Below are 22,911 nucleotides of genomic sequence, written 5' to 3'. Positions count from 1 at the left end.
ATAAGCAGCCATTAGTGGCTACTAAAATAGTAGTCTTTTTTGATAGTTAGTTACTTATAAATAAACTTTTTAACTATTACTTTTCCAGGCTTTCGCGACGCACCCAACATTCATCTACGACGCCACCGGTTGAACTTTTGCCCTTATGGCGCCAGTTATCGCCATCAAAAGTATATTCAAACTCAAGCCTGCGACCTACGCCTTCCGGCGATTTAGTGAAAAACTCAATACTTTCGCCATACATTCCGTTGGATGTTTCATAAGTTCCGCCGCCGGAGTTTAGTAGCTTCTTACTATCGATATCATAAGCGATCCACTGAAAACGCGTACCCGACAATATCTTCATGGTTCGGCGCGACTTAAATATCACCGGTGACTTTTGCAAAACATCATTTTTATAATTACCGATGATAATCCATGCACCGGCCAGTTCACCCGGTCTGCCGTTATCTAATCTGGCAAACTGCTCCTTACCGGCAGTAAGTTTATCGCCTGATAACCCTATCGACACCCTTATTTCTTTCCCTACTTCATCCGGATTTGCTGAGTTGAACTCGATCTTCCTGACCATAGTATTCCCATCAAGCCGCCAGCTGCCACCATACGAACTGATAAACTTCTTACCCGGCAAATTGTAAGTAGTAACAGCAAAGGCAGTAGCCGAATTGATTAATACTGTTTGATTGGACGGCGTGCCATATTTCCATGCACCTATAAGTTCCTGCACAGATGGCTGTTTACTTTTTAATGACGACAGCGAAAGGAATACAACAATGCTACACAGGAAAATGGCGGTGATACTAAGTTTAGTTTTCATAATTTAGCGGCTTACATTGGTAAATAAAGTTAACTAAATATCCGGAGGTTAATCAAACAAGAGATTAACATTTTAATGGACGATATTAAAACAATAAGCATTTTAGGCTGCGGCTGGTACGGGCTGCCACTGGCAAAACTGTTAGTTAGCAGTGGCTACATCGTAAAAGGCTCTGTAACATCTACAGAAAAACTGGAAGTATTAACGCAATACGGCATACAGCCATATTTGGTAAACTTCACACAAGAAGAGGAAAGCTACAATGCCGTTTTTTTTGATTGCGACGTACTGTGGATTGCCATACCGCCTAAAACCCGATCAGGTGAAGGCGACAGTTATGTAAATAAGATAGACCGCATAGCAGATGCCGCCGGGAAGTTCGGTATAAAAAAAGTAATTTACATAAGCTCCACAGGTGTTTACGGCGACCATAACCGTGAGGTAGATGAAAACACTTCTCCAGAACCTATATCGCAATCAGGTAAAATATTGTGGCAGGCAGAAGAAGTTTTACGGAAGGCTACAGCGTTTAAAAGTACTATCATCCGCTTCGGTGGATTGATTGGTCCCGGCCGCGATCCGGGAAGGTTTTTCGCCGGAAAAAAGAACTTACCTAATGGCAAAGCACCTGTTAACCTCATTCATCTTGACGATTGCCTGGGTATAAGTAATGCTATCCTCCGAAAAAATTTCTTTGGTTATACGCTCAATGCCTGCTCACCGCAGCATCCGGAAAAAGCGTTGTTCTATATTAGGGCTGCTGAATCATCAAAGCTCGAAAAGCCTGAGTTCATCGATCAGCTTTCAGAATGGAAAATAGTAAACAGCATTTATATTGAAAATGCATTAGGTTACCGGTTCACTGTCCCGCTAATATAAAAAAAGAGAAGCGGGCTAAAGCCCGCTTCCCCTCACTAAACATAATCACCCTACGAAAAACTTATCCTTGTGTTTTATCAGCTCTTTTATTTTTGAAATGCTTTTTGTGTTCGGCCTTCCAGTCGGCATACGCTTTTTGTTGGTCGGCGTTTAAAACGGCGTTCAATTGCGCGTCAGTATCTTTAAATATACCTTTGAAAGCACCACGATTCTGTTTCTTATCTGCGCTGGAATTAGCAGTCCTGATGCTGTCAACCTTTGAAGCCCGGGCCAGCAGTATGCTATTCACTTTTGTGGTTTGATCGGCGCTAAGATTTAGCTTTTCTTTCAGTTTGCCGGTAAGCATTTCAGCGCGTTGCTGAGGTGTTTTCTTTGCATGAGCTTTAAAGTTCCCTTTACCATCTTTAAAACGTTTTTTACCATCAGCTTTTAATTGTGCATAGGCTTTTTGCTGATCGGCCGTTAGTACTGTATTTAAACGGTTATCAGTATTCTGCATAATGTTTCTTACTGCAGCACGCTTGTCACCTTTTTCGGTTGACTTGATCGTCCTCAAACTATCCAAACTATTTGCCTGAGCAAGCAATATCGCGTTTACTTTGGCAGACTGATCGGCTGTCAGCTTCAATTCACCGGCAAGCTTTTTACTTCTTATTTCAGCACGTTGTTGTGGTGCAATATGCTTGCGCTCTTTTGTTTGCGCACTGGCTAATGATCCTAAACCGATCACTAAAGCCATACTAAAAATCAATTTCTTCATGTTTCTCAATTTGTAATGTCTGACAACATGCAGAAACGAAAGTTTAATACTTATTTGTTAAGAAATGTTAAATGAAAAGCATAGGATCAAAGTAATTGATTAGCTCACAGCTTCATCAAGCAGGTATAATATCGACTCGTAATTTTCATTAACCGCTGCCGACATGGCCATTTCGCATGTTTTGGTAGAGGAATAATATCCGTCATATTTATGCTGCTTTACCTCGAGCGCCTCAGGCATGGTAGCTGAGGTAGTTAATTCAGGGAATAAAAAACCACGATCACCGGCCATACCGCAGCAACCTGCATGTACGGGTACGGTAACCTGTTCAGCATAGTGGCGGGCTAAATGCACAAACTTATCCTGCGTGTTCATTTTTTGCAGCGAACATACCGGGTGCACTACTATCGAGCCTTTTTTCTGTACCGATTGCTGCTTAGGCATAACCATATCGTGCAGGTAATCAACACAGTCAAGTATTTTCAACCTATCGAAACGGTCTTGATTTTCTTCGCTCAAATGATGCCGCATATTTTTGATAGAATAAGCGCACGAGCTTACATCAATCACTATACGCAATGTTCCGCGTTTGCTCGCCTGCCACATCCGTTCGATAAAAACGTTAGCCATATACTTATTGGCGTCATTATAACCTTTCGATGAAAATATCTGACTGCAGCAGCTTCCGAACACATTTTCCGGCACTTCAACCTCAATCCCGGCTTTTTCTGAAACGCTGAGAAATGTTTCCATCAGGTTCTTTTTACCGTTTACACCACTGCCCAGCATACGTGAGATACAGCTTGGATAATAGATAATCTTTTCAGTCGAGCTAATATTTGTTTTTCTTTTAATTGGAAGCAAACTTGGCGGCGAGGCTATCTGATCTGTCCATAACGGCATTACAGGTATGATCTTTTTAATCCCGCTGGTAATGCCGGTCATAGCTTTTTTGCCAAATAGGCTGTTTACAACAGCACCGGCCTTCAGCGCAAACCGTGCCGTCCAAACCATCACACCAAAGTTTTTGGCCACCCACAAAGCGGTTTTGTTTGCGAACGGCGAATGGTTTTCACGGCGCAGACGCTTTATGAGCTCACCTGTGTTAATATCAACGGGACATGCTGTAGCACACAAACCATCAACCGCGCAGGTGTCCATGCCATCGTATTGATATTGGTTAAGCAGTATTTTATGATTTTCCTTGTCGCCGCGTATCTCCATTTTTTTCAGCTCACGACGGATAACAATGCGTCGGCGGGGCGTAGTGGTTAGGTTACGGCTGGGGCACTTGTGCTCGCAGTAACCACACTCGATACACTTATCCACTTCATGCTCAACCGTAGGCAATGGTTTAATATCCTTGATATGAACATTCTTATCATCATTAATGATAACACCGGGATTAAGCAAATTTTTAGGGTCGACGGCTTGCTTAACCTGCTTCATCAACTCGTAAATCTCACCACCCCATTCAGTTTCAACAAACGGCGCCATGTTGCGGCCGGTACCATGTTCGGCCTTTAAAGCTCCATCATATTTTTTTACCACCATATCAACCACGTCCTTCATAAACAGATCGTAACGTGTTACTTCGGATGGCGAATTGAATTCAGGTGTTATCAAAAAATGGATATTGCCATCGCGCGCGTGACCGAAAATGATGGCATTAATGTATTCGTATCTTTTAAACAACTGCTGCAGGTCGACTATAGCGTCACCCAGTTTTGCTACCGGAAAAGCAACGTCTTCCAGTATTACCGTAGAGCCGCTCTTGCGTACTGCTCCAACCGAAGGAAAGAGGCCTTTTCGTACTTTCCAAAAATATTCCTGCTCTTTTGGGTTCGAGGTAAATACCGGCGCATGCAGCAGCGAAAGCTGCGCTACATCCCGCAGAAAGTAATTAACCCTATCCTCTAACTTTTCATAGTTATCTTCCTGAAATTCAACCAGCAAAGCAGATGCATTTTCAGGCAACTCTCTTATTACCGCAGGCAGGTCGGGCATGTTTTCAATAGCATGCAGCGAAGCCCTGTCCATCAGTTCGACAGCCCTCGCACCGGCATTATTTAACGGAACCAGAGCCTGGCAGGCTGTAAAAATATCAGGGAAGTAGAGCATTGCTGTCGACTTGAACTGGTAATCAGGTACAGTATTCATCACCGTTTCGGCAATAAATGCCAGCGTACCTTCCGCGCCGACCAGCAAGTGCGCCATAATATCCAGCGGGTGCTGAAAATCGATAAACGCGTTTACTGAGTAGCCGACTGTATTCTTTATCTGATATTTATTCCGGATGCGGTTATTAAGTACTGTATCGGCTGCAAGTTTGTCTCGTATTGAGGAAAGTAAATTAAATAGTACGGGACATTCTTTAGCAAAACGGTCGTAATCGGTTGGATCTTCCGTATTAAAACTTTTGCCATCAGGTAAAATAAACCTGATATATTTTACGGTATGGTATGAGTTTAAACTCACACCGCAGCACATTCCGCTTGAGTTATTTGACAGGATACCGCCCATCATGGCCGAATTAATACTTGCAGGGTCGGGGCCGATCTTACGTTTATATTTTTTCAGGTAAGTGTTTACCATACCGCCGGTAATACCGGGCTGTACACGCACCGTATCGCCGTCATTTTCAATCTGAAGTTTATCCCAATACTGACTTAGGTCGACCAAAATACCATCGGTTATCGACTGCCCCGAAAGGCTTGTGCCGCCCGTGCGAAACACCATAGGAATACACTGCTCGTTAGAGAATTGAAACAGCCTGATTATCTCCTGCTCGTTAACAGGCTGCACTACCGCTTTTGGAATAAGGCTGTAAAAACCAGCATCGGCAGCGTACGACAATAAGTCGATAAGTCGCGTTTTAATTCGTGCCGGCGGTAAAATATGTTCTAACTGCTTTTGTATATCCAAGATGGAAAAATGCTAAGTACTAAGTGTAAAATTATAAACTGTAAATTCTAAAATCTAATCCTGTCCTCTACGCTACCCTTAGTATCTTTTAATCACTAATCTTAAAACACTATCCTTTGCTCCAGGCAACCAAATTTTGCTTTGAGCTACCTAAACCCTCAATACCTAATTCAACCACATCACCGGCTTTTAGATAAACAGGTTCGGGCTTTATGCCTAATCCTACACCTGCAGGGGTTCCGGTAGAAATCACATCACCGGGAAGTAAGGTCATAAACTGACTTAAATAACTTATCAGGAAAGGGATTTTAAATATCAGGTTAGCGCTTGTACCGTCCTGATAAGTTTTACCATTAACAGTAAGCCACATTTTCAGGTTGTTTACATCGGCAATCTCGTCCTGCGTAGCTAAAAACGGACCAAGCGGCGCAAAAGTATCGCAGCTTTTTCCTTTTACCCATTGTCCGCCACGCTCAAGTTGGTACTCGCGTTCGCTATAATCGTTATGCAGTACATAACCTGCAACGTAGTCCAGGGCTTCTGCCTCTTCAACATAGCTGGCTTTTTTGCTTATAACAACGGCAAGCTCTACTTCCCAGTCGGTTTTTGTACTGCCACGTGGAATAATCACATCATCATTAGGACCAACAAGTGACGAGGTTGCTTTGAAGAACACAACCGGTTCTTTTGGCACCTGCGCGCCCGATTCCGCGGCGTGGTCGGCGAAGTTTAAACCTATGCAAATAATTTTTGAAGGTCGCGCAACGGCAGAACCTAAACGCACTTCATCACTGATTTCTTCAAGCTTCTCTTTATTTACACTGATGTAGGTTGACAAACGCTCTAAACCTCCATCGGCGAAAAATGCTTCGTTATAATCGTATTCAAAACCAGGCAAAGCATAGCGTTTGCCATCTATTATTACACCGGGTTTCTCTTTTCCGGCTTCGCCGTATCGTATTAGTTTCATATTTAAGATTAACTGTTTAAGGTAATAAATCCGCCATCAATAGGATAATCACAACCTGTGATAAAGCTTGCTTCGTCTGAACAAAGGTAAAGTGCCAGCCACGCAATTTCTACCGGTTTCGCCATGCGACCGATGGGTTGAGTCGCCGAAAGCTTGTCGAACATTTCTTTTTCTCTACCTGGATAATTTTTTGAAATAAAGCCATCCACAAAAGGTGTATGTACCCGTGCCGGAGAAATTGAGTTACAGCGGATGCCATAGCTCAGATAATCTTTAGCGATTGATAGTGTGATGCCATTAACCGCCGCCTTGGTAACACTGTAGCCAAACCTGTCGGCCAGGCCAACCGAAGCGGCTATTGACGCCATGTTCAGTACCACTCCGCCCTGCTTTTTAAGATGCTGTATAGCAGCCAGCAAAACGTGATGCATCCCTTTTACGTTAACATTCAGCAGCCTTTCAAAAGCTTCAGTAGAAGTATTTTCGAGATTACCAACATGTGCTATACCGGCATTGTTAACCAATATGTTGATGGAGCCTGCCTCGGCGGCTATTGTGTTGATTATCTCTTCCACTTCTGTTGCCGAAGTTATGTCGCACTTTTTAAATGCTGCTTCCGCACCTTCTGAGCTGATATCAGCGAGTGTTTCGCCTGCGCCTTTTTCGTCAACATCTAAAATGTAAACTTTTGCGCCCTGTTGCGCGAACACCGTTGATATGGCCCGGCCGATGCCGCTACCCCCTCCGGTTATAACGGTAACTTTGTTATCCAGTCTGAACATTTTTGTTTTAATATTTATGGTTGATTGATTGCTTTTAATATGGGGAAACGCTGACCGCAGTCCAGCCACCATCTACAATTAAGTTCTGCCCGGTTATATGTTCCGACTCCGGTGATACTAAAAACAGCACCGCATTGGCTACATCTTCTACCCTGCCAGCTCGGCCCATAGGTGTAATACGCGCCCAGGTACTTTTATAGTCTTCATCTTCCAGCGTGCGTTCGGTAAGCGTTGCGCCGGGCGCTACAGTATTTACTGTTATTCCATATTGTGACAGTTCGATAACGAGGTTTTTAGCCAGCATTTCAAGCGCGGCCTTTGTCATGCCATAGGCGGCGAGGTCTTTATGTGCCTGATGGCCTGTAACCGACGACATGAATAATATTCTACCGCCTGCTTGTTGACTGATCATTTGCTTTGCAGCGCGCTGTGCCAGGAAAAAGCTTCCCTGCAGGTTAACAGTCAGCACTTCCTGAAAAGGTTCCTTACCGTATTCAAGGAAATCTCCAAAAAGTGTGATACCTGCGCTGGCAATTGCAATATTCAACCTGCCAAATTGCGCAACGGCCTCATCAACCAATTTTTGTATGATATTAATATCACCCGCATCACCTGCTAACGGGTATGTTTTACCGCCATCAAGTGCATTAAGTTTAGCAGATGCCTTTTGTATCAACTCCGGGTCGCGGTCGTTAACAATTACATTGGCTCCTTGTAAAGCCAGTTGCCTGGCTACTTCATAGCCGATGCCTTTGCCAGCCCCCGTTACTATGGCAACCTGTCCTTTAAATTTTTGTTCTGCCATAAAATTTTAATGCGAATCCCTGGTTACTTTACTTCCCGATCCGCCTTTTAAAAAGTCCATATCGGCGCCAAGATGCGCCTGCTCAACGTGCGTTTGGTACAAATGCACATATCCTCGACTGCTCACTGTATGTCGCGGCTGCCATTTGCTCTTACGTTCAGCAATTTCCTCGTCGGTCAAATCAACATTCAAGGTACCTGCAAGCACATCAAGCTTGATTATATCGCCGTTTTGGATAATTGCAAGTGTACCGCCAATTGCTGCTTCAGGTGAAACGTGTAAAACCACTGTTCCAAAACCTGTACCGCTCATGCGCCCGTCGGAAATACGTACCATATCGTGAATGCCTTTTTCGAGCAGTTTTGTTGGTATAGCCATATTGCCTACCTCGGGCATGCCGGGATAGCCCTTTGGCCCGCAGTTTTTAAGCACGAGCACACTGTTCCCGTCAACATCAAGCTCCGGATCGTCGATTTTGGCTTTGTAATCTTCAATATCCTCAAACACAACAGCCCTGCCGGTATGTACCATCAATTCTGGTGTCGCAGCAGATGGTTTTAGTACGGCACCGTTCTCACATATATTTCCCCGTAAAACGGTAATGCCTGCTATCTGGTTAAACGGCTTTTCTATGGTACCAATAACATCGCTATTGTAACATATACTGTTTTCGTAATTTTTGTCAATCGGCTTACCGCTTACGGTTATCGTATCATTATGTAAAAACTGCTGCAACTCTTTCATCAACACCGGTAAGCCCCCGGCATAGTAAAAATCTTCCATAAAGTACTTTCCTGATGGCTGCAGATTAGCAAGCAGCGGAATACCTTTTAAAGAAGTATCAAAATCATTCATGTTTAAATCAACACCAATACGTGCTGCAATAGCCAGTAAATGAATAATGAAGTTGGTTGAGCCGCCAATAGCAGCGTTTACCATAATGGCATTCTCAAAAGCCTGACGGGTAAGTACATCAGATAGTTTCAGATCTTCCCTAACCATTTCAACAATGCGGCTGCCTGACATATGCGCAAGTGCTTTGCGGCGCGAATCGGCAGCAGGAATGGCGGCATTTTCAGCCAGTGATAATCCTAAAGATTCAACCATACAGGCCATTGTAGATGCCGTACCCATTACCGCGCAATGCCCCCGGCTGCGTGCCATACAGGCTTCTGCTACCAAGAACTCTTCATCGCTCATGATACCCATACGGTTGTCTTCCGAAAAGCGCCAAACATCAGATGTACCAATATCTTTTCCGCGGAACTTACCCGTAAGCATTGGTCCGCCGGATACGACGATGGTAGGAATATTTACACTTGCCGCGCCCATAACCAGTGAAGGTGTAGTTTTATCACATCCGCAAAGCAGCACCACGCCATCAATCGGATTCGCCCTAATTGATTCCTCCACATCCATGCTGGCAAGATTTCGGTATAGCATGGCGGTCGGCTTGATAAGCGTTTCACCTAATGACATTACCGGAAACTCAACCGGGAAACCACCGGCTTCGTAAATGCCATGTTTCACCGATTCGGCCAGTTCACGAAAGTGCGCGTTACATGGCGTAAGTTCTGACCATGTATTGCATATGCCGATAACAGGTTTACCTGCCAACTCATGTCCCGGGATGCCCTGGTTTTTCATCCAGGCACGGTAAATAAACCCGTCTTTACCCCTTTTACCAAACCAACCCTGGCTTCTTAATTTTTGATTATCCATCAGGTTTATAAATGATAGTCAAACTTATTGGATAATTAAAAGCATAAGTAACACCATATTTGCAATTTTTAATACAATATTTACATTTGGCAGCATCATTATATAGAAGCACTCATATTTAAGTATCAATAGGCAATATGAAAGTTACTTACCAGGAACTGGAAACAGCAGCAAGCTCAAGCTTCGCCATTAAGTGGCATGACCTGCCGAAGTTTACTGCTCCGTTCCATTTTCATCATGCGTATGAACTGCTGTGGATTATAAAGAGCTCGGGTAAATTATATGCGGGCAACCGTGTAATGAACTTCAACGAGGGTGATATGTACTTCTTTGGGCCGGGTTTGTCACATTTTTTCCATAACGGTCCAAGTAATAGCGATGAGAACGCACAGGCTATCGTAGTACAGTTTGCTGAGAACTTCATGGGGAAAGATTTTTTTGATCGGCCCGAAATGCGCAAAATCAAAAAACTGATGCACGATGCTCATTCCGGTATTAAACTTACTGTTCCTGATGAAAAGCTGCAGGATATTTTCAGGCAATTTGTTTCGGGGCAGGAAACAAAAAATTTCATCACGCTGATGCAGTTGCTTGAGCGGTGGTCGGCGCAGCCAAAAGAAAACTTGTCGCCGGTATTATCATCACCCCAAAAGAACATTTTTAAGGAGAACGACCCATCTAAAATAGAACTGGTGTTTAAGTATGTACTGGATAATTTCAAAGGGGATATAAACAGCCGGGATGCGGCCTCGCTTGCCTGCCTGAACGACGCGGCATTTTGCCGCTACTTTAAGCGTCGTACCCAAAAAACATTTTCTCAGTTTGTAAACGAAGTAAGAGTTGCACATGCCACAGGCCTTCTGCTCGAAGACAATTTCAATATTAACCAGATCTGTTTTGAAAGCGGCTATAATAATATCTCTTACTTTAACCGACAGTTTAAAGAGATTATGAAGAAAACGCCTTTGGAATACCGAAAAGATTTTAATAGCTAAATGTAAATAAAAAGAAAATTTATTTCTTTTTGGATAATAATTAATACATTGTGTTTAATAATAAGAACAATCCTATTAGTATCACTTACCCATTCCAAAAATAGTTGTAGGAAATTATATAGTATCCATTATCCGACTACTTCAGATATTTCTTACTAAAAGCCCATACTGAAAACTAATTTTCTTGAAGGTTTATTTGAATGCACTATGGTAGCGTCCTATGCTTATGGAACATGTTTTGGCTATATAAATAAACTACTAAAAAAAACTTTATGAAAAAGGCAAAACTACTACTCATCATGCTTACAGGAAGCATGTTTGCATTCCAATCGTGTAAAGACGATAACAAAGAAGACGAAATGGTAATGGCAAAACAGGAATTTGTAACCGAAGCTGCCAGCAGTAACATGCTTGAAGTACAGGCGGGCGCTATGGCACAGCAAAAAGCCGATAATGAGGCTGTTGAACATTACGGCGAACATATGGTTACCGACCATACAAAAGCCACTGTTGAACTTGCTGCAATTGTGAACAACAAAGATTTGAACATGCCCACACAGCTAATGGAAAAACACCAGCAAATGCTTAATTCAATAGCCAACCTAACGGGCGCTGCATTTGATAAAGCGTTTATGAACATGATGGTTACCTCTCATGAACAAACTGTAGCTTTGTTTGAAAAAGCTTCAATACAAGTAAATGATAACGAATTAAGAGCTTTTGCTAAAGCTAAGCTGCCAACTTTAAAGGCACACCTTGAAGAAGCAAAAGAACTTAACGCTACTGTAAATCCGTAAGTTGCGATTACATAGGTAGATAAACACCCTGCAGAAATTGCAGGGTATTTTTTTTATGCGTTTGGTCATAACACCAAAAGATCAAAAATGGCTCACCAATCAACTACCAGTTAAAAATATTTTTTACCATGTGTAGCGTTCACACAAAGGGTTTCGTCAATGGCTATATAAAAGCTAAAAGCTTAACCATCACAATTTATGAAACGTTACATCCTACCTGTTGTCGTGCTGGTATGTTTCAGTACACAAACATCAAACGCTCAGTTTTTAAATAAGCTGAAGAAAAAAGCTGAGGCTGCGGTTAATAAAGCCATTGACGAACAAACCGTTCCACCTAAAAAGCAACCGAAACAAGCCGAACAACCTGCACCCGCCAATACACCGTCTGCTGAACAAAAAACAACTGAGGCTGCGGCACAAAGCACTCCATTACAGTCATACGAGAAATACGATTTTATACCGGGACAAAATCTTATTTATACCGATAGCTTTAAAGGTGAATCAATTGGCGAACTGCCTGCCGGCTGGAACTCGAACGGGAATGGCGCTGTAACCAAGCTTAATAATTTTGAAGGCAACTGGATGCGCCTTGATCAGAACGGTGTCTATCTTCCTGGCAAAGCCCTTGCATCAACTGATAACTTTACGTTGGAGTTTGATGTGATATTCGACCTAAAATCAAACGGCTACGGATTCCCTGAATTTTTCTTTGGGATGATCGCCGCAGGCAAAAAACCGGTTGCCGACAATTCGTTTTTAAACGACCAGGTGGGCTCCCGTTCATTCAAAATAGAAGTATCAAACGGTACCGATCGCTCAAATATCCGTATCGGGAGTTATAATGGCTATTCCTCTTATTTCCGTAGTCCGGTAAAATCTAATGACGACATTCCGAAGAAATTTGGAAAGATTGTACATGTATCTCTTCAGGCGCAAAAAGAACGCTTGCGTTTATGGATAGAGGGTGACAAGATAATTGATGCCCCAAAAGCACTCCCTGCTGGCACCGATATATTTAACCAATTGTTTTTCCAGCTTGGCAGCAGTAACTATACCAACCAACAGATCGGCATCTATGTAAGCAACATCAAAGTGGCGCAAGGTGCTGCAGATATGCGGAACAAATTAGTTAACGAAGGCCGTTTCAGCACCTCCGGAATTCTGTTCGATGTAAATGCGGCTACAATTAAGCCCGAGTCAAACGGCATACTTACTGAACTTGCCGCTGTACTTAAAGATAATCCTTCAATAAACATCAATATAATTGGCCATACCGACAGCGATGGCAACGCTGCTGCAAATCAAAAGCTTAGTCTTGCCCGTGCCGAAAGCGTTAAAAACACCCTTGTAAATGCCGGCATTGACGCGGCACGCCTAAAGGTAGCAGGCAAAGGTGCAAGCCAACCGCTGGCCAGTAACACTACCGAAACCGGAAAGGCTCAAAACCGCCGGGTTGAATTTATAAAACTTTAATCACCAAATAATATAACTTAACACATGAAACCTATTACAATAATAAGTACGGCATTGCTGTTAGCTGTTGCCGGCACATCACAAGCCCAGTTTTTAAATAAACTTAAGAAGAAAGCCGAAAGGGCTGTAACCAAAGCTGTTGTAGGTAGCTCATCATCTGATAATAACGAAAACCCCGACAATGCCAGCGAAGGCGGTGATGTTCAGGGTAATTCACCTTCATCAACCGTCCCTGCATCTGCCGCTATCGAAAAATATGGGAAACAATTGTTTACCCTTCAGGATAAAGAATACCTGGTTTACGGTGAGGTAAGCCTGAGCCTGAAAACCGACGGGGCACACGTAAAAACTGTTACGCATAAAGACAGGGATTACTACCTGTATGATAACGGCACACGCCAGGGGCCGTTCAATAAACCGCCCGTGCATTTACTTGACGACTGGAACCGCAGCTATGACGCGCATTCGCAAAACGAAGACTTTGAAGAAGTAAGCGGCACATCCTATGTATCAGCGGGCGTTTTCGAGGTTGACGGTAAAAGCTACGGCAAGGTGACAACTGTAGGCACCATGCGTCATAATAAAAAAGCCAAGAAGTTTTATGCCCTTGTTATTAAAATGGAGCCAAACACTAATAAAATAACCACCTTCCTTTACACCGAAAAAGGTACACGTAAATTGCCGGGCATGGCTACCACGCTCATCATATCAGATAATGGACAAACAGGCGGTGTTATTATCCCTGCAACTCAATATAATGCCAAAACCGATCAGGACGCTTATAACTTTGTGCTGAACGATGATGTTTACATTGCGTTAGCAGATGGAACAACCTTAGGGCCGTATAAATATGTTGAAGCAAGCGACAGTTACCTTGATAACCATGGCAACTATGTACAAATTGCTACTTCTACAAAAAACGCGATTTATGTAAACGGTAAGCCGGTTATTACTTTTACTGATAAAGACGTTGAAAGCTACGGTGCTTTCTTAACCAATACAAAAGGTACTTCGGGAGCTTGGTTTGATCGTGGTACGCTATACTTTAGCGACGGTACAAAGATTAAGAACGCTGTACAGCCTGTAACCGCTGTTGAAGGCGGTAAGGACGTTATTTACTGGGTTGCAATACACAAAAGCAATGTTTACCTGTGTAAAAAAGAAATATAGTCTTTTAATTCTGCTTGTGCTGTGTCAGCAATGCTTTGCCTTTAATTACAGGGAAGTATTTGGTGGCCGGTACATTCAGGCTGAAAAGAAGATTGCCGACCTGCGACCGCTGATACAACAGTATGCCAGAGAATATAACGAAGACAGCAGACTGATTGAGGCTGTTATTTTTCCGGAAGTGATGCGTTATAACAGTATTTACAACGCCGTTGAAACCGGATCACTAATGGGATTATACAGCCGCTTTGGGGCCGATTATGCCGATTTTTCAATAGGACTATTGCAAATGAAACCAACTTTTGCCGAAGCGATTGAAAAAGAAGTGCAAAAACATTCAAGCGAGAAATGGGTATCTGCTCTTGGCTTTGATCATCTTGATTTGAAAGATAATTACGATAGCCGTATGGCAAGAATAACACGCTTAACAAAACCCGAATGGCAGGTTAAATACTTTATTGCCATGCTGAAATGTATAAATTTAAAGCACAAGATTTCAGCATTAAAAGAAGACGAACGCCTGCTGTTTATTGCCGCGGCTTATAACTGCGGATGGAATAAAAGCGCTGCGGTTATACGCACATACATCCCCAAAAAGTTCTATCACCTGGGCAATTGGGATAGCGGCGAAAGATATGCTTTTGCCGATGTTGCCATGTACCGGTATAATGAACTTAAAAGAGAAACAGGCCGCCTTTTGTAGAAGCGGCCTGTTTAATTTTAAGCTATATAATCCTTTTACAATCCTATCAGCGAGTAAGGTATCCTCACCCCCTTTGGCCTGTAATCGTTAGGGTCTTTTGAACCATCTGCGTTAGAGCAATCAGTTAAACAAGTTGCGCCTGTACCATCGTTTTTCGAGTAAAAATTAACGCAGTAGTTTACAAGCAACTCGTTATCGCCGTTATCAAATTCAGCATGTATAGTTGGGTTGTAAAACACAGGTTTGTGGCCTTGTTTTATGTCAGGCAGGGTATAAACTTTCCTTTTGTTGGTGAACGGACCGGTTGGGCTGGTACTAATAGAAGTATACATGTCGCGCGGTTCAACATCACAGGTAAACCCAAAGCTCATATCAACTATCACAAATTTTCCTTTTACAAACCCTACAGTGTTATTGTTCACACTTCCTGAATACACACGCGCTGCTGAAGCTGTAGTAGGCGTGGTAGCCCAGGTGCTGCCATTCCAGAACGTCCATGTTAACGGTGCGCTTTCAGCAAAACGTGCTACATATACGCCTGCACCTATAAAGCCACCCGCGCCATAAACATACACATAACCATCGCCAGGCTTAACCATACCAATTGAATAAATAATATCGGTTTGGCCGGTCATACCCGGTATGCTATGATTGATAACCTGTGGTATTGAAGTTGTACCGTTCGACCTCATTTCGCTCAGGTACTGGTTAACGGTGTTCAGGTTATTACGTGGCACCTCAATATTATGCACGTATACTTTTGATCCAACCTGTATGCCTGCACCGGGCCACAAAAGGTTTTTGTTATCGGTAGTGCGGAATATCTCGTTACCGTAAGGCGAAGTGATGTTAACCGTTTGTGCCGGATCCCAGCTTTTGCTGGCCGGCTGTACCAACGCGGTATTGCGGTACGGAAAAATTGTATTGCAATTAAAGTTTCCGGTAGAATTTATCTGGTTGTAGAAAGCATCATTAGTTAGCCAAAGCACTTGCCCGGTAGAAAGCGGCACAGACGAGCCACCATCAAAAGCGGTTGAACCCGATGTGCGTTGAAAGAAACCGACAACGGCATCATCACGGTAGCTATCAACCGGTAATATCTGCATTGACCATTGCTGATATGGCGAGTTTTGATAAGCCGCTAACCCGACAGGAGATCCGTTCAAATCGCTTTGTGCTACACTTAGCACCAGGCCATTTGCTTTATTTATAATTTTATAGCCACCCGTAACGGCTTCAATACTCCAAAGTTGTTTATCAGTGATAGCGGCACGTTTTTGTATCACCTGCTGGTTAGCATTCATACCTTCAAGGTATTTACCGCTACCAAGGTTCATTACTGTATAATAACCACTGCCTACATTGCGCACCTTCCATTTTTGATAGTTATTATTACTGGCCGGCGCGTTATTCAAAAATGTGTTTTGCTTGGCCATAGCATTATCCTGCAAATTATAGCCGCCAATTTCAAGCGCTTTTTTACTGCCCAGATTAATAGCTTTGATAATTAAAAATTCCCCGGGGTCTTCGGCGTTACGCAAGGTTTTTGTAGTATCGGTTTTCACAGCAGTTGCAGCTGCCGGAGCATTTTTTTTTGTGCAGCTTTGCTGAGTTAGCATCACAGCAGCAGCCGGCAATAAAGACATAAGTAATCTTAATCTCATAATGGTGCTTTTAATAATTAAGTACAGTTAATTGGTAAAATGTGGTGGTATATTTGTTTTACTGCGCTAATATATCGATTTAGTAAACAAATTTGCACACATGAATATTGAAGAAAGAATAAAACAGGCAGAGACCCGCATATTTAAAGCTGTATTCCCTAACACCACAAATCACTACGACACACTATTTGGTGGCATGGCCATGCACTTGATGGATGAAGTAGCTTTTATAGCCGCTACACGTTTCAGCCGTAAAAGGGTAGTTACCGTATCGTCAGACAGGATAGACTTTAACAAACCCATACCGTCGGGAACTATTATTGAACTGGTTGCCAATGTTATACATGTAGGTAACACCAGCTTAAAAGTTGGGGTTGAGATATTTATTGAAGAAATGTATTCAGAGAACAGGCAATCGGCTATTACCGGGAGCTTTACTTTTGTAGCTATTGACGAGCATAAAAATCCGGTGAAAGTGCTGTAACTTAGCCGTTATGATAACTATCAGCGAACTGTACGTTTATCCTATCAAGTCGTTAGGCGGGATTTCACTAACAACCGCCGAAGTTACAGACCGGGGCCTTAAGCATGATCGTCGCTGGATGCTGGTTGATGAGAATAACCGTTTCCTTTCTCAGCGTGAGTACCCGGTGATGGCCCTATTAAGGGTGGAAATTACAGATGAAGGTCTTCGTGTTTCACATAAACAAATCAACGAAAGCATAATTGTTCCGTTTGTTCCTGTAAATGGTCAGCCCTGTCGGGTTACTGTTTGGGATGATACCTGCGGCGCTGTTTATGTAAGCGACGAGGCCGATGCATGGTTTAACCGAATGCTGAGTTTGAATTGCCGCCTGGTTTACATGCCCGAGGATAGTCACCGGCACACCGATACAAAATATACATCGGGTGAGGAGATCACTTCTTTTTCAGACGCTTATCCGCTTCTACTCATCAGCAAAGCGTCACTTGACGATTTGAATAGCCGCATGGCCGAACCTTTACCAATGGAACGTTTCAGGCCGAATATGGTAATTGACGGCACGGAGCCTTACCTGGAAGATATTATGCAGGGATTTGAAATAAACGGAATTTTATTTAAAGGCGTTAAGCTGTGCGCACGATGCGTGATGACCACCATTGATCAACAAACGGCCGTCAAAGGGAAAGAACCACTTAAAACCCTCGCCAGCTATCGTTTAAAAAACAACAAGATCATGTTCGGGCAGAATATCATTTATATTGGCCGGGGTATAATTTCCGTTGGCGATGAGGCAAATAATATTCAATTTCATACCAGTGAAAGGTTCATGGTATCAGCATAAAATTTTGTTATACAATACTCTACTAAATAGGTATTGTATATCTAATAAACACTATCTTTGAAGATTATATTAACTGATGCTTTCCAAAAAAACCAAGTATGCCATTAAGGCCTTAGTTGCCTTGGGTAAAAATACCGACCAGCCGCCCATGCAAATCTCAAGAATTGCCGAGCTGGAACGTATTCCAAAAAAATTTCTTGAGCAAATACTGCTCGACCTTCGCAACGCTGGCTTCCTTTACAGTAAAAAGGGTGCAGGCGGCGGGTATAGTCTTAACAAAGACCCAAAGGATATTTTTCTGGTAAGCATTATGCGTATAACCGATGGCCCTATTGCCATGGTACCCTGCGCCAGTATGAATTTTTATCACAAGTGCGACGAATGTCACCAGGAAACCACTTGCGGGATACGCGATGTGTTTGTTGAAGTGCGCGATGCTACGCTGAAAATCTTGTCAGAAACCAGCATTGCCGATATTATTGCCCGTGAGGGTAAGCTTAGTTTACCAACACTGTCTTTGTAATCTCATTAAACTGTAAAACCGGCGCTTATTTTTTAAAGTAAATCTACTAAGTCGGTATAGAATATATATATTTGTGCATATTAATGAAGCCGCTGTTTACATATTGCATGATATGTTGCCGTAAATCCGGTAACTGATGGCTTTTTGGCAATAAAATATTATACATGCCTCTTCGAGCCAAAAGCTGAAGAGGTTTTTTTTTAACTGTTTATTTATTCTTTGTATGCAAAGCTTCAGAACCGAACTGGAGAACCCCATAGTTGAAAAAGACATTATCGACCTTGAGCGGAAGATCCGCCTTTTCAGGGAAGGTAAAATACATGATGAAAAGTTCAGGAGCCTTCGTCTGGCCCGCGGTGTATACGGGCAGCGTCAACCCGGCGTGCAAATGGTACGTATCAAGCTTCCGTTTGGAAAGGTAACTTTTAAACAGATACTAAAAATTGCCGATATAGCCGATGAATACGGCAGCGGCAATCTACATTTAACTACCCGCCAGGATATACAGATTCACTATGTAAGTCTTGACCGTACGCCCGAACTTTGGTCGCGTCTGGCTGAAGATGATATTACCCTGCGTGAAGCCTGCGGAAACACTGTACGTAACGTAACATCATCCCCTACCGCAGGTATCGACCCAAAAGAACCGTTTGATGTATCACCATATGCGCATGCTACTTTTGAGTATTTTCTGCGTAACCCGATATGCCAGGAAATGGGCCGAAAATTCAAGATATCATTTTCATCAAGTGATGATGATACGGCATTTAGCTACATACATGATGTTGGCCTGATTCCGAAGATAAACGAACAAGGTGAGCGTGGCTTTAAAGTAATGCTTGCAGGCGGACTCGGCGCACAGCCATTTCTTGCTGCCATTACCGAAGAATTTTTACCGGAGGACCAGCTGATACCATACATCGAGTCGGTTATACGGGTGTTCGACCGCTACGGCGAGCGAAACAACCGTAACAAGGCCCGTTTAAAATACCTGGTACAAAAAATAGGTTTAGAAGAAACGTTGCGTTTGGTTGCCGAAGAACGCACTGCCAATAAATCGAAATCATACAAAATTAACCGCGATGCGCTTACTGAGCCGGTTGTACCCGGAACAGCAAGCTATCCGGATGTTGAAATAAGCAACCCGTTACGCTACGAGCAGTGGCTTGCTACCAACGTGTTCGAGCAAAAGCAAAAGGGTTTTTACGGCGTGTATATAAAAGTGCCTGTTGGGGATATTGACACTACACGTGCCCGCAAACTGGTTGACGTATTGCAGCCATTAGTTGCCGATGAACTTCGCATCACACAAAACCAGGGACTGTTATTAAAATACGTTCGTAAAGAAGCGCTTCCTGCATTGTATGAAGGCTTGACTGCGCTCGACTTTTCTGCGCCGGGCTTTGACAGCGTAGCCGACGTGACAACCTGCCCTGGTACTGATACCTGTAATCTGGGTATATCCAACAGCATGACCATGGCCAAAGTACTTGAAGATATCATCTTTAAAGAGTACGAAGAGCTGATATACAATCGTGAGATCAAGATAAAAATAAGCGGCTGTATGAACTCATGCGGACAGCATGGCCTTGCACACATTGGTTTGCACGGCAGTTCGCTTAAAGCAGGCACGCGTGTACTGCCATCAGTACAGGTAATGCTTGGCGGCGGAACAGTGGGCAACGGCGTTGGTCGTGCGGCCGAGCGTGTGGTAAAAGTTCCTGCTAAAAGGGCTACTCATGTAATAAGAGCTGTGCTTGACGATTACAAAGCCAACTCTATTGAAGGTGAAACTTACCATAATTATTATGACCGTCAGGGTAAAGACTATTTTTATCGCCTCCTTAAGCCGCTTGCCGATCTGACAACACTTACCGAAGATGAGTTTGTTGACTGGGGTCATGAGGAAACTTTTGCTACTGCCATTGGCGTTGGTGAATGCGCCGGTGTGGTAATCGATCTTGTAGCGACTTTGCTATATGAATCAGACGAAAAACTGAGCTGGGCGAATGATGCTTATGCCGACGGGCGCTGGGCCGATGCCATTTATCATGCATACAGTGTTTTTGTAAGCTCGGCTAAGGCGTTATTGCTTGATAAAGGCATTAACAGCAGCACACACATTGGTATCATCAAAGAATTTGATGCGCAATACGTTTCTACCGGCGAGTATAGCCTTAACGGCAACACTTTTAACGACCTGGTATTGCAGATCAACAAAAACGAACCGTCAGAAGAGTTTGCAACAGCTTACCTGGCAGCGGCATCTGAATTTTTAAGTAACAGCAAAGAGAAAAGAGAGGCATTGGTAAAATAATGATACAGAATAACAGAAACACTCCCGCGCAGCCACGCATCACGTTAGTTGGTGCCGGCCCGGGCGATGCCGAACTTATTACCATAAAAGGACTGAAAGCCCTGCAAGCAGCTGACGTTATTTTGTACGATGCATTGGTGAACGACGAATTGCTTGACTTTACATCTGAACATGCTGTTAAAGTATATGTAGGCAAACGCTCAGGAGACCATAGCTTTTCGCAAACCGCTGTTAACCAGTTAATGGTTGATTACGCTATAAACTATGGCCACGTGGTGCGTTTAAAAGGTGGTGATCCGTTTGTGTTTGGTCGTGGGTTTGAGGAAATTGAATTCGCGGCAGCGCATAATATAAAAGCAGAGGTAATTCCCGGTGTATCAAGCTCGATAAGCGTACCGGGTCTGCAGCAAATTCCGGTTACCCACCGCGGGCTTAGCGAAAGCTTTTGGGTAGTTACCGGCACTACCGCTAATGGCAATATTTCTGAAGACCTCATCGCGGCAGCAAAATATAAAGCTACGGTAGTTGTGCTGATGGGTATACATAAACTTGCCGAGATAACAGCTGTTTTTCAGGCTGAAGGTAAAGATAAGCTGCCTGTCGCAGTGATACAAAGCGGCACCACTGTCAATGAAAAAATAGTGGTTGGTACCGTTGAAACTATAGTACAAACAACCCGCGACAACGGCATTACCTCGCCGGCGCTTATTGTATTTGGCGAAGTAGTTTCTTTGCATCCCGATTTTAAAGCCGTTAAAGCATTATATGACGCTATTGCCTAACGATAACAAAGTAACTCCTGCCGAACAAAGCAAGGGCACCGGAAACGAGTTGTTTCCGGTATTTATTAAACTGCACCAGCTGCATACAGTGGTTATTGGCGCCGGTAAAGTAGGTTTAGAAAAACTTACCGCTGTGCTTACCAACAGCCCTCAAGCCAGGGTTACTGTTATTGCCAGGGAAATATTGCCTGAAATACACGCACTTGCAGCAAATAATAAAAACGTAACTGTTATAAACAAAGCCTTTGCCGAGTACGACCTTGATAAAGCCGATCTGGTTATTGCAGGTACAAATGACAACAATCTGAATGAATACATTGTTCAGGCTGCGCACGACCGTAAGCTGTTGGTAAATATTGCAGATAAACCTGAGCTATGCGACTTTTACCTAAGTTCGATAGTGCATAAAGGCAATCTTAAAATAGCTATTTCTACCAACGGCAAATCGCCAACGATTGCCAAACGCATTAAAGAATTTTTAAACCGCGAAATACCCGACGAGATTGACGATACGCTTGAGCATATGAGCGCACTGCGCGATAATCTTAAGGGAGATTTTGCTTACAAAGTAAAAAAGCTGAATGAAGCTACCGCGATATTAAGCGCGGCACCACGTAAAGCAGCACCAAATCATAAAATGCTGTTGCGTTGGGGCATATGGCTTACCTCAATTGCGTGTATTGTTATAAGTCTGGTATCGCTTTGGTATAAAGAGCCCGATTTTCAGGCTTACGTAAGAGACATCGACCCAATGTTTTATTACTTTTTAGGTGCGGGCTTCGTTTTTGCCATGATAGACGGGGCCATCGGCATGTCCTATGGGGTAACCTCAACCACATTTTCGTTATCAATGGGGGTACCGCCGGCATCGGCCAGTATGGCTGTCCACCTGTCAGAAGTGTTAAGTAACGGCATTGCCGGATGGATGCACTACCGTATGGGAAATGTAAATTGGAAGCTCTTTAAACTGCTGCTTATTCCGGGTATCATTGGTGCCGTAACCGGTGCCTATCTGTTATCATCATTAGAACATTACAGTCAGTACACCCGCCCGTTTGTATCTGCTTATACGCTAATATTAGGTATAGTTATTTTATCAAAAGCATTTAACCGCAAGCCAAAAAAATCGGCCGATAAAATAAAAAAGATTTCGCTGCTGGGCTTAGGCGGTGGATTTATTGATGCTGTGGGCGGCGGTGGCTGGGGTTCTATCGTGTTATCTACCCTGATAGCAGGCGGCAGGCACGCGCGTTTTTCATTAGGTACGGTAAAATTGTCGCGCTTCTTTATTGCACTAATGAGTTCGCTTACCTTTGTAACCATGCTGAAAAGCGCGCATTGGGATGCCGTGGCCGGGCTTATTATTGGCAGCGCGCTGGCATCACCAATCGCGGCAAAAATATCTAACCGCATATCATCAAAAGTAATTATGGTGGCAGTAGGTATCATTGTTGTGCTGATAAGCATCCGCAGTATTGCTAACTTTGTAATAAAAGTGTTGTAAG

Annotated in this window: 20 protein-coding genes; 12 read left to right on the top strand and 8 right to left on the bottom strand. The window is 43.3% G+C overall.

What is annotated here, in order from left to right; genetic code table 11:
- Positions 1-76: 76 nt before the first annotated feature.
- On the bottom strand, positions 77-817 hold the full coding sequence (locus tag EOD41_RS19140; RefSeq protein WP_127707991.1) for a membrane or secreted protein: 741 nt from the start codon (positions 815-817) through the stop codon (positions 77-79).
- Between the two features lie 75 nt (positions 818-892).
- On the opposite strand from EOD41_RS19140, the gene EOD41_RS19135 reads away from it, so the two are divergent.
- Positions 893-1,696: an SDR family oxidoreductase gene (locus EOD41_RS19135; RefSeq protein WP_127707989.1), complete on the top strand. Its 804-nt coding sequence runs from the start codon at positions 893-895 to the stop codon at positions 1,694-1,696.
- 61 nt (positions 1,697-1,757) lie between these two features.
- Here the strand turns inward: EOD41_RS19135 and EOD41_RS19130 are convergent, their stop codons facing one another.
- The 6 genes from EOD41_RS19130 to EOD41_RS19105 form a co-directional block, all read right to left on the bottom strand.
- A complete protein-coding gene (locus EOD41_RS19130) occupies positions 1,758-2,456 on the bottom strand; it encodes a hypothetical protein (protein ID WP_127707987.1) in 699 nt (232 codons plus the stop codon).
- Between the two features lie 99 nt (positions 2,457-2,555).
- Positions 2,556-5,381 (bottom strand): FAD-binding and (Fe-S)-binding domain-containing protein, encoded by a 2,826-nt coding sequence (locus EOD41_RS19125; protein ID WP_127707985.1) that lies wholly within the window; start codon positions 5,379-5,381, stop codon positions 2,556-2,558.
- Between the two features lie 109 nt (positions 5,382-5,490).
- Entirely contained in the window at positions 5,491-6,351 is an 861-nt protein-coding gene (locus tag EOD41_RS19120; RefSeq protein ID WP_127707983.1) for a fumarylacetoacetate hydrolase family protein, read from the bottom strand.
- Between the two features lie 8 nt (positions 6,352-6,359).
- Entirely contained in the window at positions 6,360-7,133 is a 774-nt protein-coding gene (locus EOD41_RS19115) for an SDR family NAD(P)-dependent oxidoreductase (RefSeq protein WP_127707981.1), read from the bottom strand.
- A gap of 34 nt (positions 7,134-7,167) precedes the next feature.
- Positions 7,168-7,938 (bottom strand): SDR family NAD(P)-dependent oxidoreductase, encoded by a 771-nt coding sequence (locus tag EOD41_RS19110; protein WP_127707979.1) that lies wholly within the window; start codon positions 7,936-7,938, stop codon positions 7,168-7,170.
- A 6-nt stretch (positions 7,939-7,944) separates the two neighbouring features.
- Positions 7,945-9,660, bottom strand: coding sequence for an IlvD/Edd family dehydratase (locus EOD41_RS19105; RefSeq protein WP_127707977.1), 1,716 nt, complete (start codon positions 9,658-9,660; stop codon positions 7,945-7,947).
- Between the two features lie 137 nt (positions 9,661-9,797).
- Here EOD41_RS19105 and EOD41_RS19100 point away from each other — a divergent pair, with 137 nt between their 5' ends.
- From EOD41_RS19100 to EOD41_RS19080, 5 genes are all read left to right on the top strand, one after another.
- Positions 9,798-10,655, top strand: a complete 858-nt coding sequence (locus EOD41_RS19100; RefSeq protein ID WP_127707975.1) for an AraC family transcriptional regulator — start codon at positions 9,798-9,800, stop codon at positions 10,653-10,655.
- 272 nt (positions 10,656-10,927) lie between these two features.
- On the top strand, positions 10,928-11,452 hold the full coding sequence (locus EOD41_RS19095) for a DUF4142 domain-containing protein (RefSeq protein WP_127707973.1): 525 nt from the start codon (positions 10,928-10,930) through the stop codon (positions 11,450-11,452).
- Positions 11,453-11,650: 198 nt separating this feature from the next.
- The gene (locus EOD41_RS19090; protein ID WP_127707971.1) at positions 11,651-12,925 is read left to right on the top strand and encodes an OmpA family protein; all 1,275 of its coding nucleotides are present in this window, start codon (positions 11,651-11,653) and stop codon (positions 12,923-12,925) included.
- A gap of 24 nt (positions 12,926-12,949) precedes the next feature.
- Positions 12,950-14,095, top strand: coding sequence for a hypothetical protein (locus tag EOD41_RS19085; protein ID WP_127707969.1), 1,146 nt, complete (start codon positions 12,950-12,952; stop codon positions 14,093-14,095).
- Entirely contained in the window at positions 14,067-14,795 is a 729-nt protein-coding gene (locus EOD41_RS19080; protein ID WP_127707967.1) for a hypothetical protein, read from the top strand. The genes EOD41_RS19085 and EOD41_RS19080 overlap by 29 nt, the downstream gene beginning before the upstream one ends.
- 35 nt (positions 14,796-14,830) lie before the next feature.
- Here the strand turns inward: EOD41_RS19080 and EOD41_RS19075 are convergent, their stop codons facing one another.
- Positions 14,831-16,459: an RICIN domain-containing protein gene (locus EOD41_RS19075; protein WP_127707965.1), complete on the bottom strand. Its 1,629-nt coding sequence runs from the start codon at positions 16,457-16,459 to the stop codon at positions 14,831-14,833.
- Between the two features lie 100 nt (positions 16,460-16,559).
- Here EOD41_RS19075 and EOD41_RS19070 point away from each other — a divergent pair, with 100 nt between their 5' ends.
- From EOD41_RS19070 to EOD41_RS19045, 6 genes are all read left to right on the top strand, one after another.
- Positions 16,560-16,943 (top strand): acyl-CoA thioesterase, encoded by a 384-nt coding sequence (locus EOD41_RS19070; protein ID WP_127707963.1) that lies wholly within the window; start codon positions 16,560-16,562, stop codon positions 16,941-16,943.
- 10 nt (positions 16,944-16,953) lie between these two features.
- Positions 16,954-17,784 carry an MOSC domain-containing protein gene (locus EOD41_RS19065; RefSeq protein WP_127707961.1) on the top strand — a complete coding sequence of 277 codons (831 nt, stop codon included), beginning with the start codon at positions 16,954-16,956 and terminating at the stop codon, positions 17,782-17,784.
- A 76-nt stretch (positions 17,785-17,860) separates the two neighbouring features.
- Positions 17,861-18,307: an RrF2 family transcriptional regulator gene (locus EOD41_RS19060; protein WP_127707959.1), complete on the top strand. Its 447-nt coding sequence runs from the start codon at positions 17,861-17,863 to the stop codon at positions 18,305-18,307.
- 223 nt (positions 18,308-18,530) lie between these two features.
- The gene (locus tag EOD41_RS19055; RefSeq protein WP_127707957.1) at positions 18,531-20,624 is read left to right on the top strand and encodes a HEPN domain-containing protein; all 2,094 of its coding nucleotides are present in this window, start codon (positions 18,531-18,533) and stop codon (positions 20,622-20,624) included.
- A complete protein-coding gene (cobA, locus tag EOD41_RS19050; protein WP_127707955.1) occupies positions 20,624-21,406 on the top strand; it encodes a uroporphyrinogen-III C-methyltransferase in 783 nt (260 codons plus the stop codon). Before EOD41_RS19055 ends, cobA begins: the two co-directional genes overlap by 1 nt.
- Positions 21,390-22,910 carry a TSUP family transporter gene (locus tag EOD41_RS19045; RefSeq protein WP_127707953.1) on the top strand — a complete coding sequence of 507 codons (1,521 nt, stop codon included), beginning with the start codon at positions 21,390-21,392 and terminating at the stop codon, positions 22,908-22,910. Before cobA ends, EOD41_RS19045 begins: the two co-directional genes overlap by 17 nt.
- The last annotated feature ends 1 nt before the right edge of the window (position 22,911 follow it).

It is taken from the genome of Mucilaginibacter limnophilus, assembly GCF_004005815.1.
GTDB classification, from domain to species: domain Bacteria; phylum Bacteroidota; class Bacteroidia; order Sphingobacteriales; family Sphingobacteriaceae; genus Mucilaginibacter; species Mucilaginibacter limnophilus.
Note: the sequence above shows the minus strand (reverse complement) of the source record. Positions and strands in the feature narration are given on the sequence as shown.

Coding starts and splice junctions, on each gene's coding strand:
- EOD41_RS19140 (WP_127707991.1), bottom strand. CDS start 817: ATGAAAACTAAACTTAGTATCACCGCCATTTTCCTGTGTAGCATTGTT.
- EOD41_RS19135 (WP_127707989.1), top strand. CDS start 893: ATGGACGATATTAAAACAATAAGCATTTTAGGCTGCGGCTGGTACGGG.
- EOD41_RS19130 (WP_127707987.1), bottom strand. CDS start 2,456: ATGAAGAAATTGATTTTTAGTATGGCTTTAGTGATCGGTTTAGGATCA.
- EOD41_RS19120 (WP_127707983.1), bottom strand. CDS start 6,351: ATGAAACTAATACGATACGGCGAAGCCGGAAAAGAGAAACCCGGTGTA.
- EOD41_RS19115 (WP_127707981.1), bottom strand. CDS start 7,133: ATGTTCAGACTGGATAACAAAGTTACCGTTATAACCGGAGGGGGTAGC.
- EOD41_RS19110 (WP_127707979.1), bottom strand. CDS start 7,938: ATGGCAGAACAAAAATTTAAAGGACAGGTTGCCATAGTAACGGGGGCT.
- EOD41_RS19105 (WP_127707977.1), bottom strand. CDS start 9,660: ATGGATAATCAAAAATTAAGAAGCCAGGGTTGGTTTGGTAAAAGGGGT.
- EOD41_RS19100 (WP_127707975.1), top strand. CDS start 9,798: ATGAAAGTTACTTACCAGGAACTGGAAACAGCAGCAAGCTCAAGCTTC.
- EOD41_RS19095 (WP_127707973.1), top strand. CDS start 10,928: ATGAAAAAGGCAAAACTACTACTCATCATGCTTACAGGAAGCATGTTT.
- EOD41_RS19090 (WP_127707971.1), top strand. CDS start 11,651: ATGAAACGTTACATCCTACCTGTTGTCGTGCTGGTATGTTTCAGTACA.
- EOD41_RS19085 (WP_127707969.1), top strand. CDS start 12,950: ATGAAACCTATTACAATAATAAGTACGGCATTGCTGTTAGCTGTTGCC.
- EOD41_RS19080 (WP_127707967.1), top strand. CDS start 14,067: ATGTTTACCTGTGTAAAAAAGAAATATAGTCTTTTAATTCTGCTTGTG.
- EOD41_RS19075 (WP_127707965.1), bottom strand. CDS start 16,459: ATGAGATTAAGATTACTTATGTCTTTATTGCCGGCTGCTGCTGTGATG.
- EOD41_RS19070 (WP_127707963.1), top strand. CDS start 16,560: ATGAATATTGAAGAAAGAATAAAACAGGCAGAGACCCGCATATTTAAA.
- EOD41_RS19065 (WP_127707961.1), top strand. CDS start 16,954: ATGATAACTATCAGCGAACTGTACGTTTATCCTATCAAGTCGTTAGGC.
- EOD41_RS19060 (WP_127707959.1), top strand. CDS start 17,861: ATGCTTTCCAAAAAAACCAAGTATGCCATTAAGGCCTTAGTTGCCTTG.
- EOD41_RS19055 (WP_127707957.1), top strand. CDS start 18,531: ATGCAAAGCTTCAGAACCGAACTGGAGAACCCCATAGTTGAAAAAGAC.
- cobA (WP_127707955.1), top strand. CDS start 20,624: ATGATACAGAATAACAGAAACACTCCCGCGCAGCCACGCATCACGTTA.
- EOD41_RS19045 (WP_127707953.1), top strand. CDS start 21,390: ATGACGCTATTGCCTAACGATAACAAAGTAACTCCTGCCGAACAAAGC.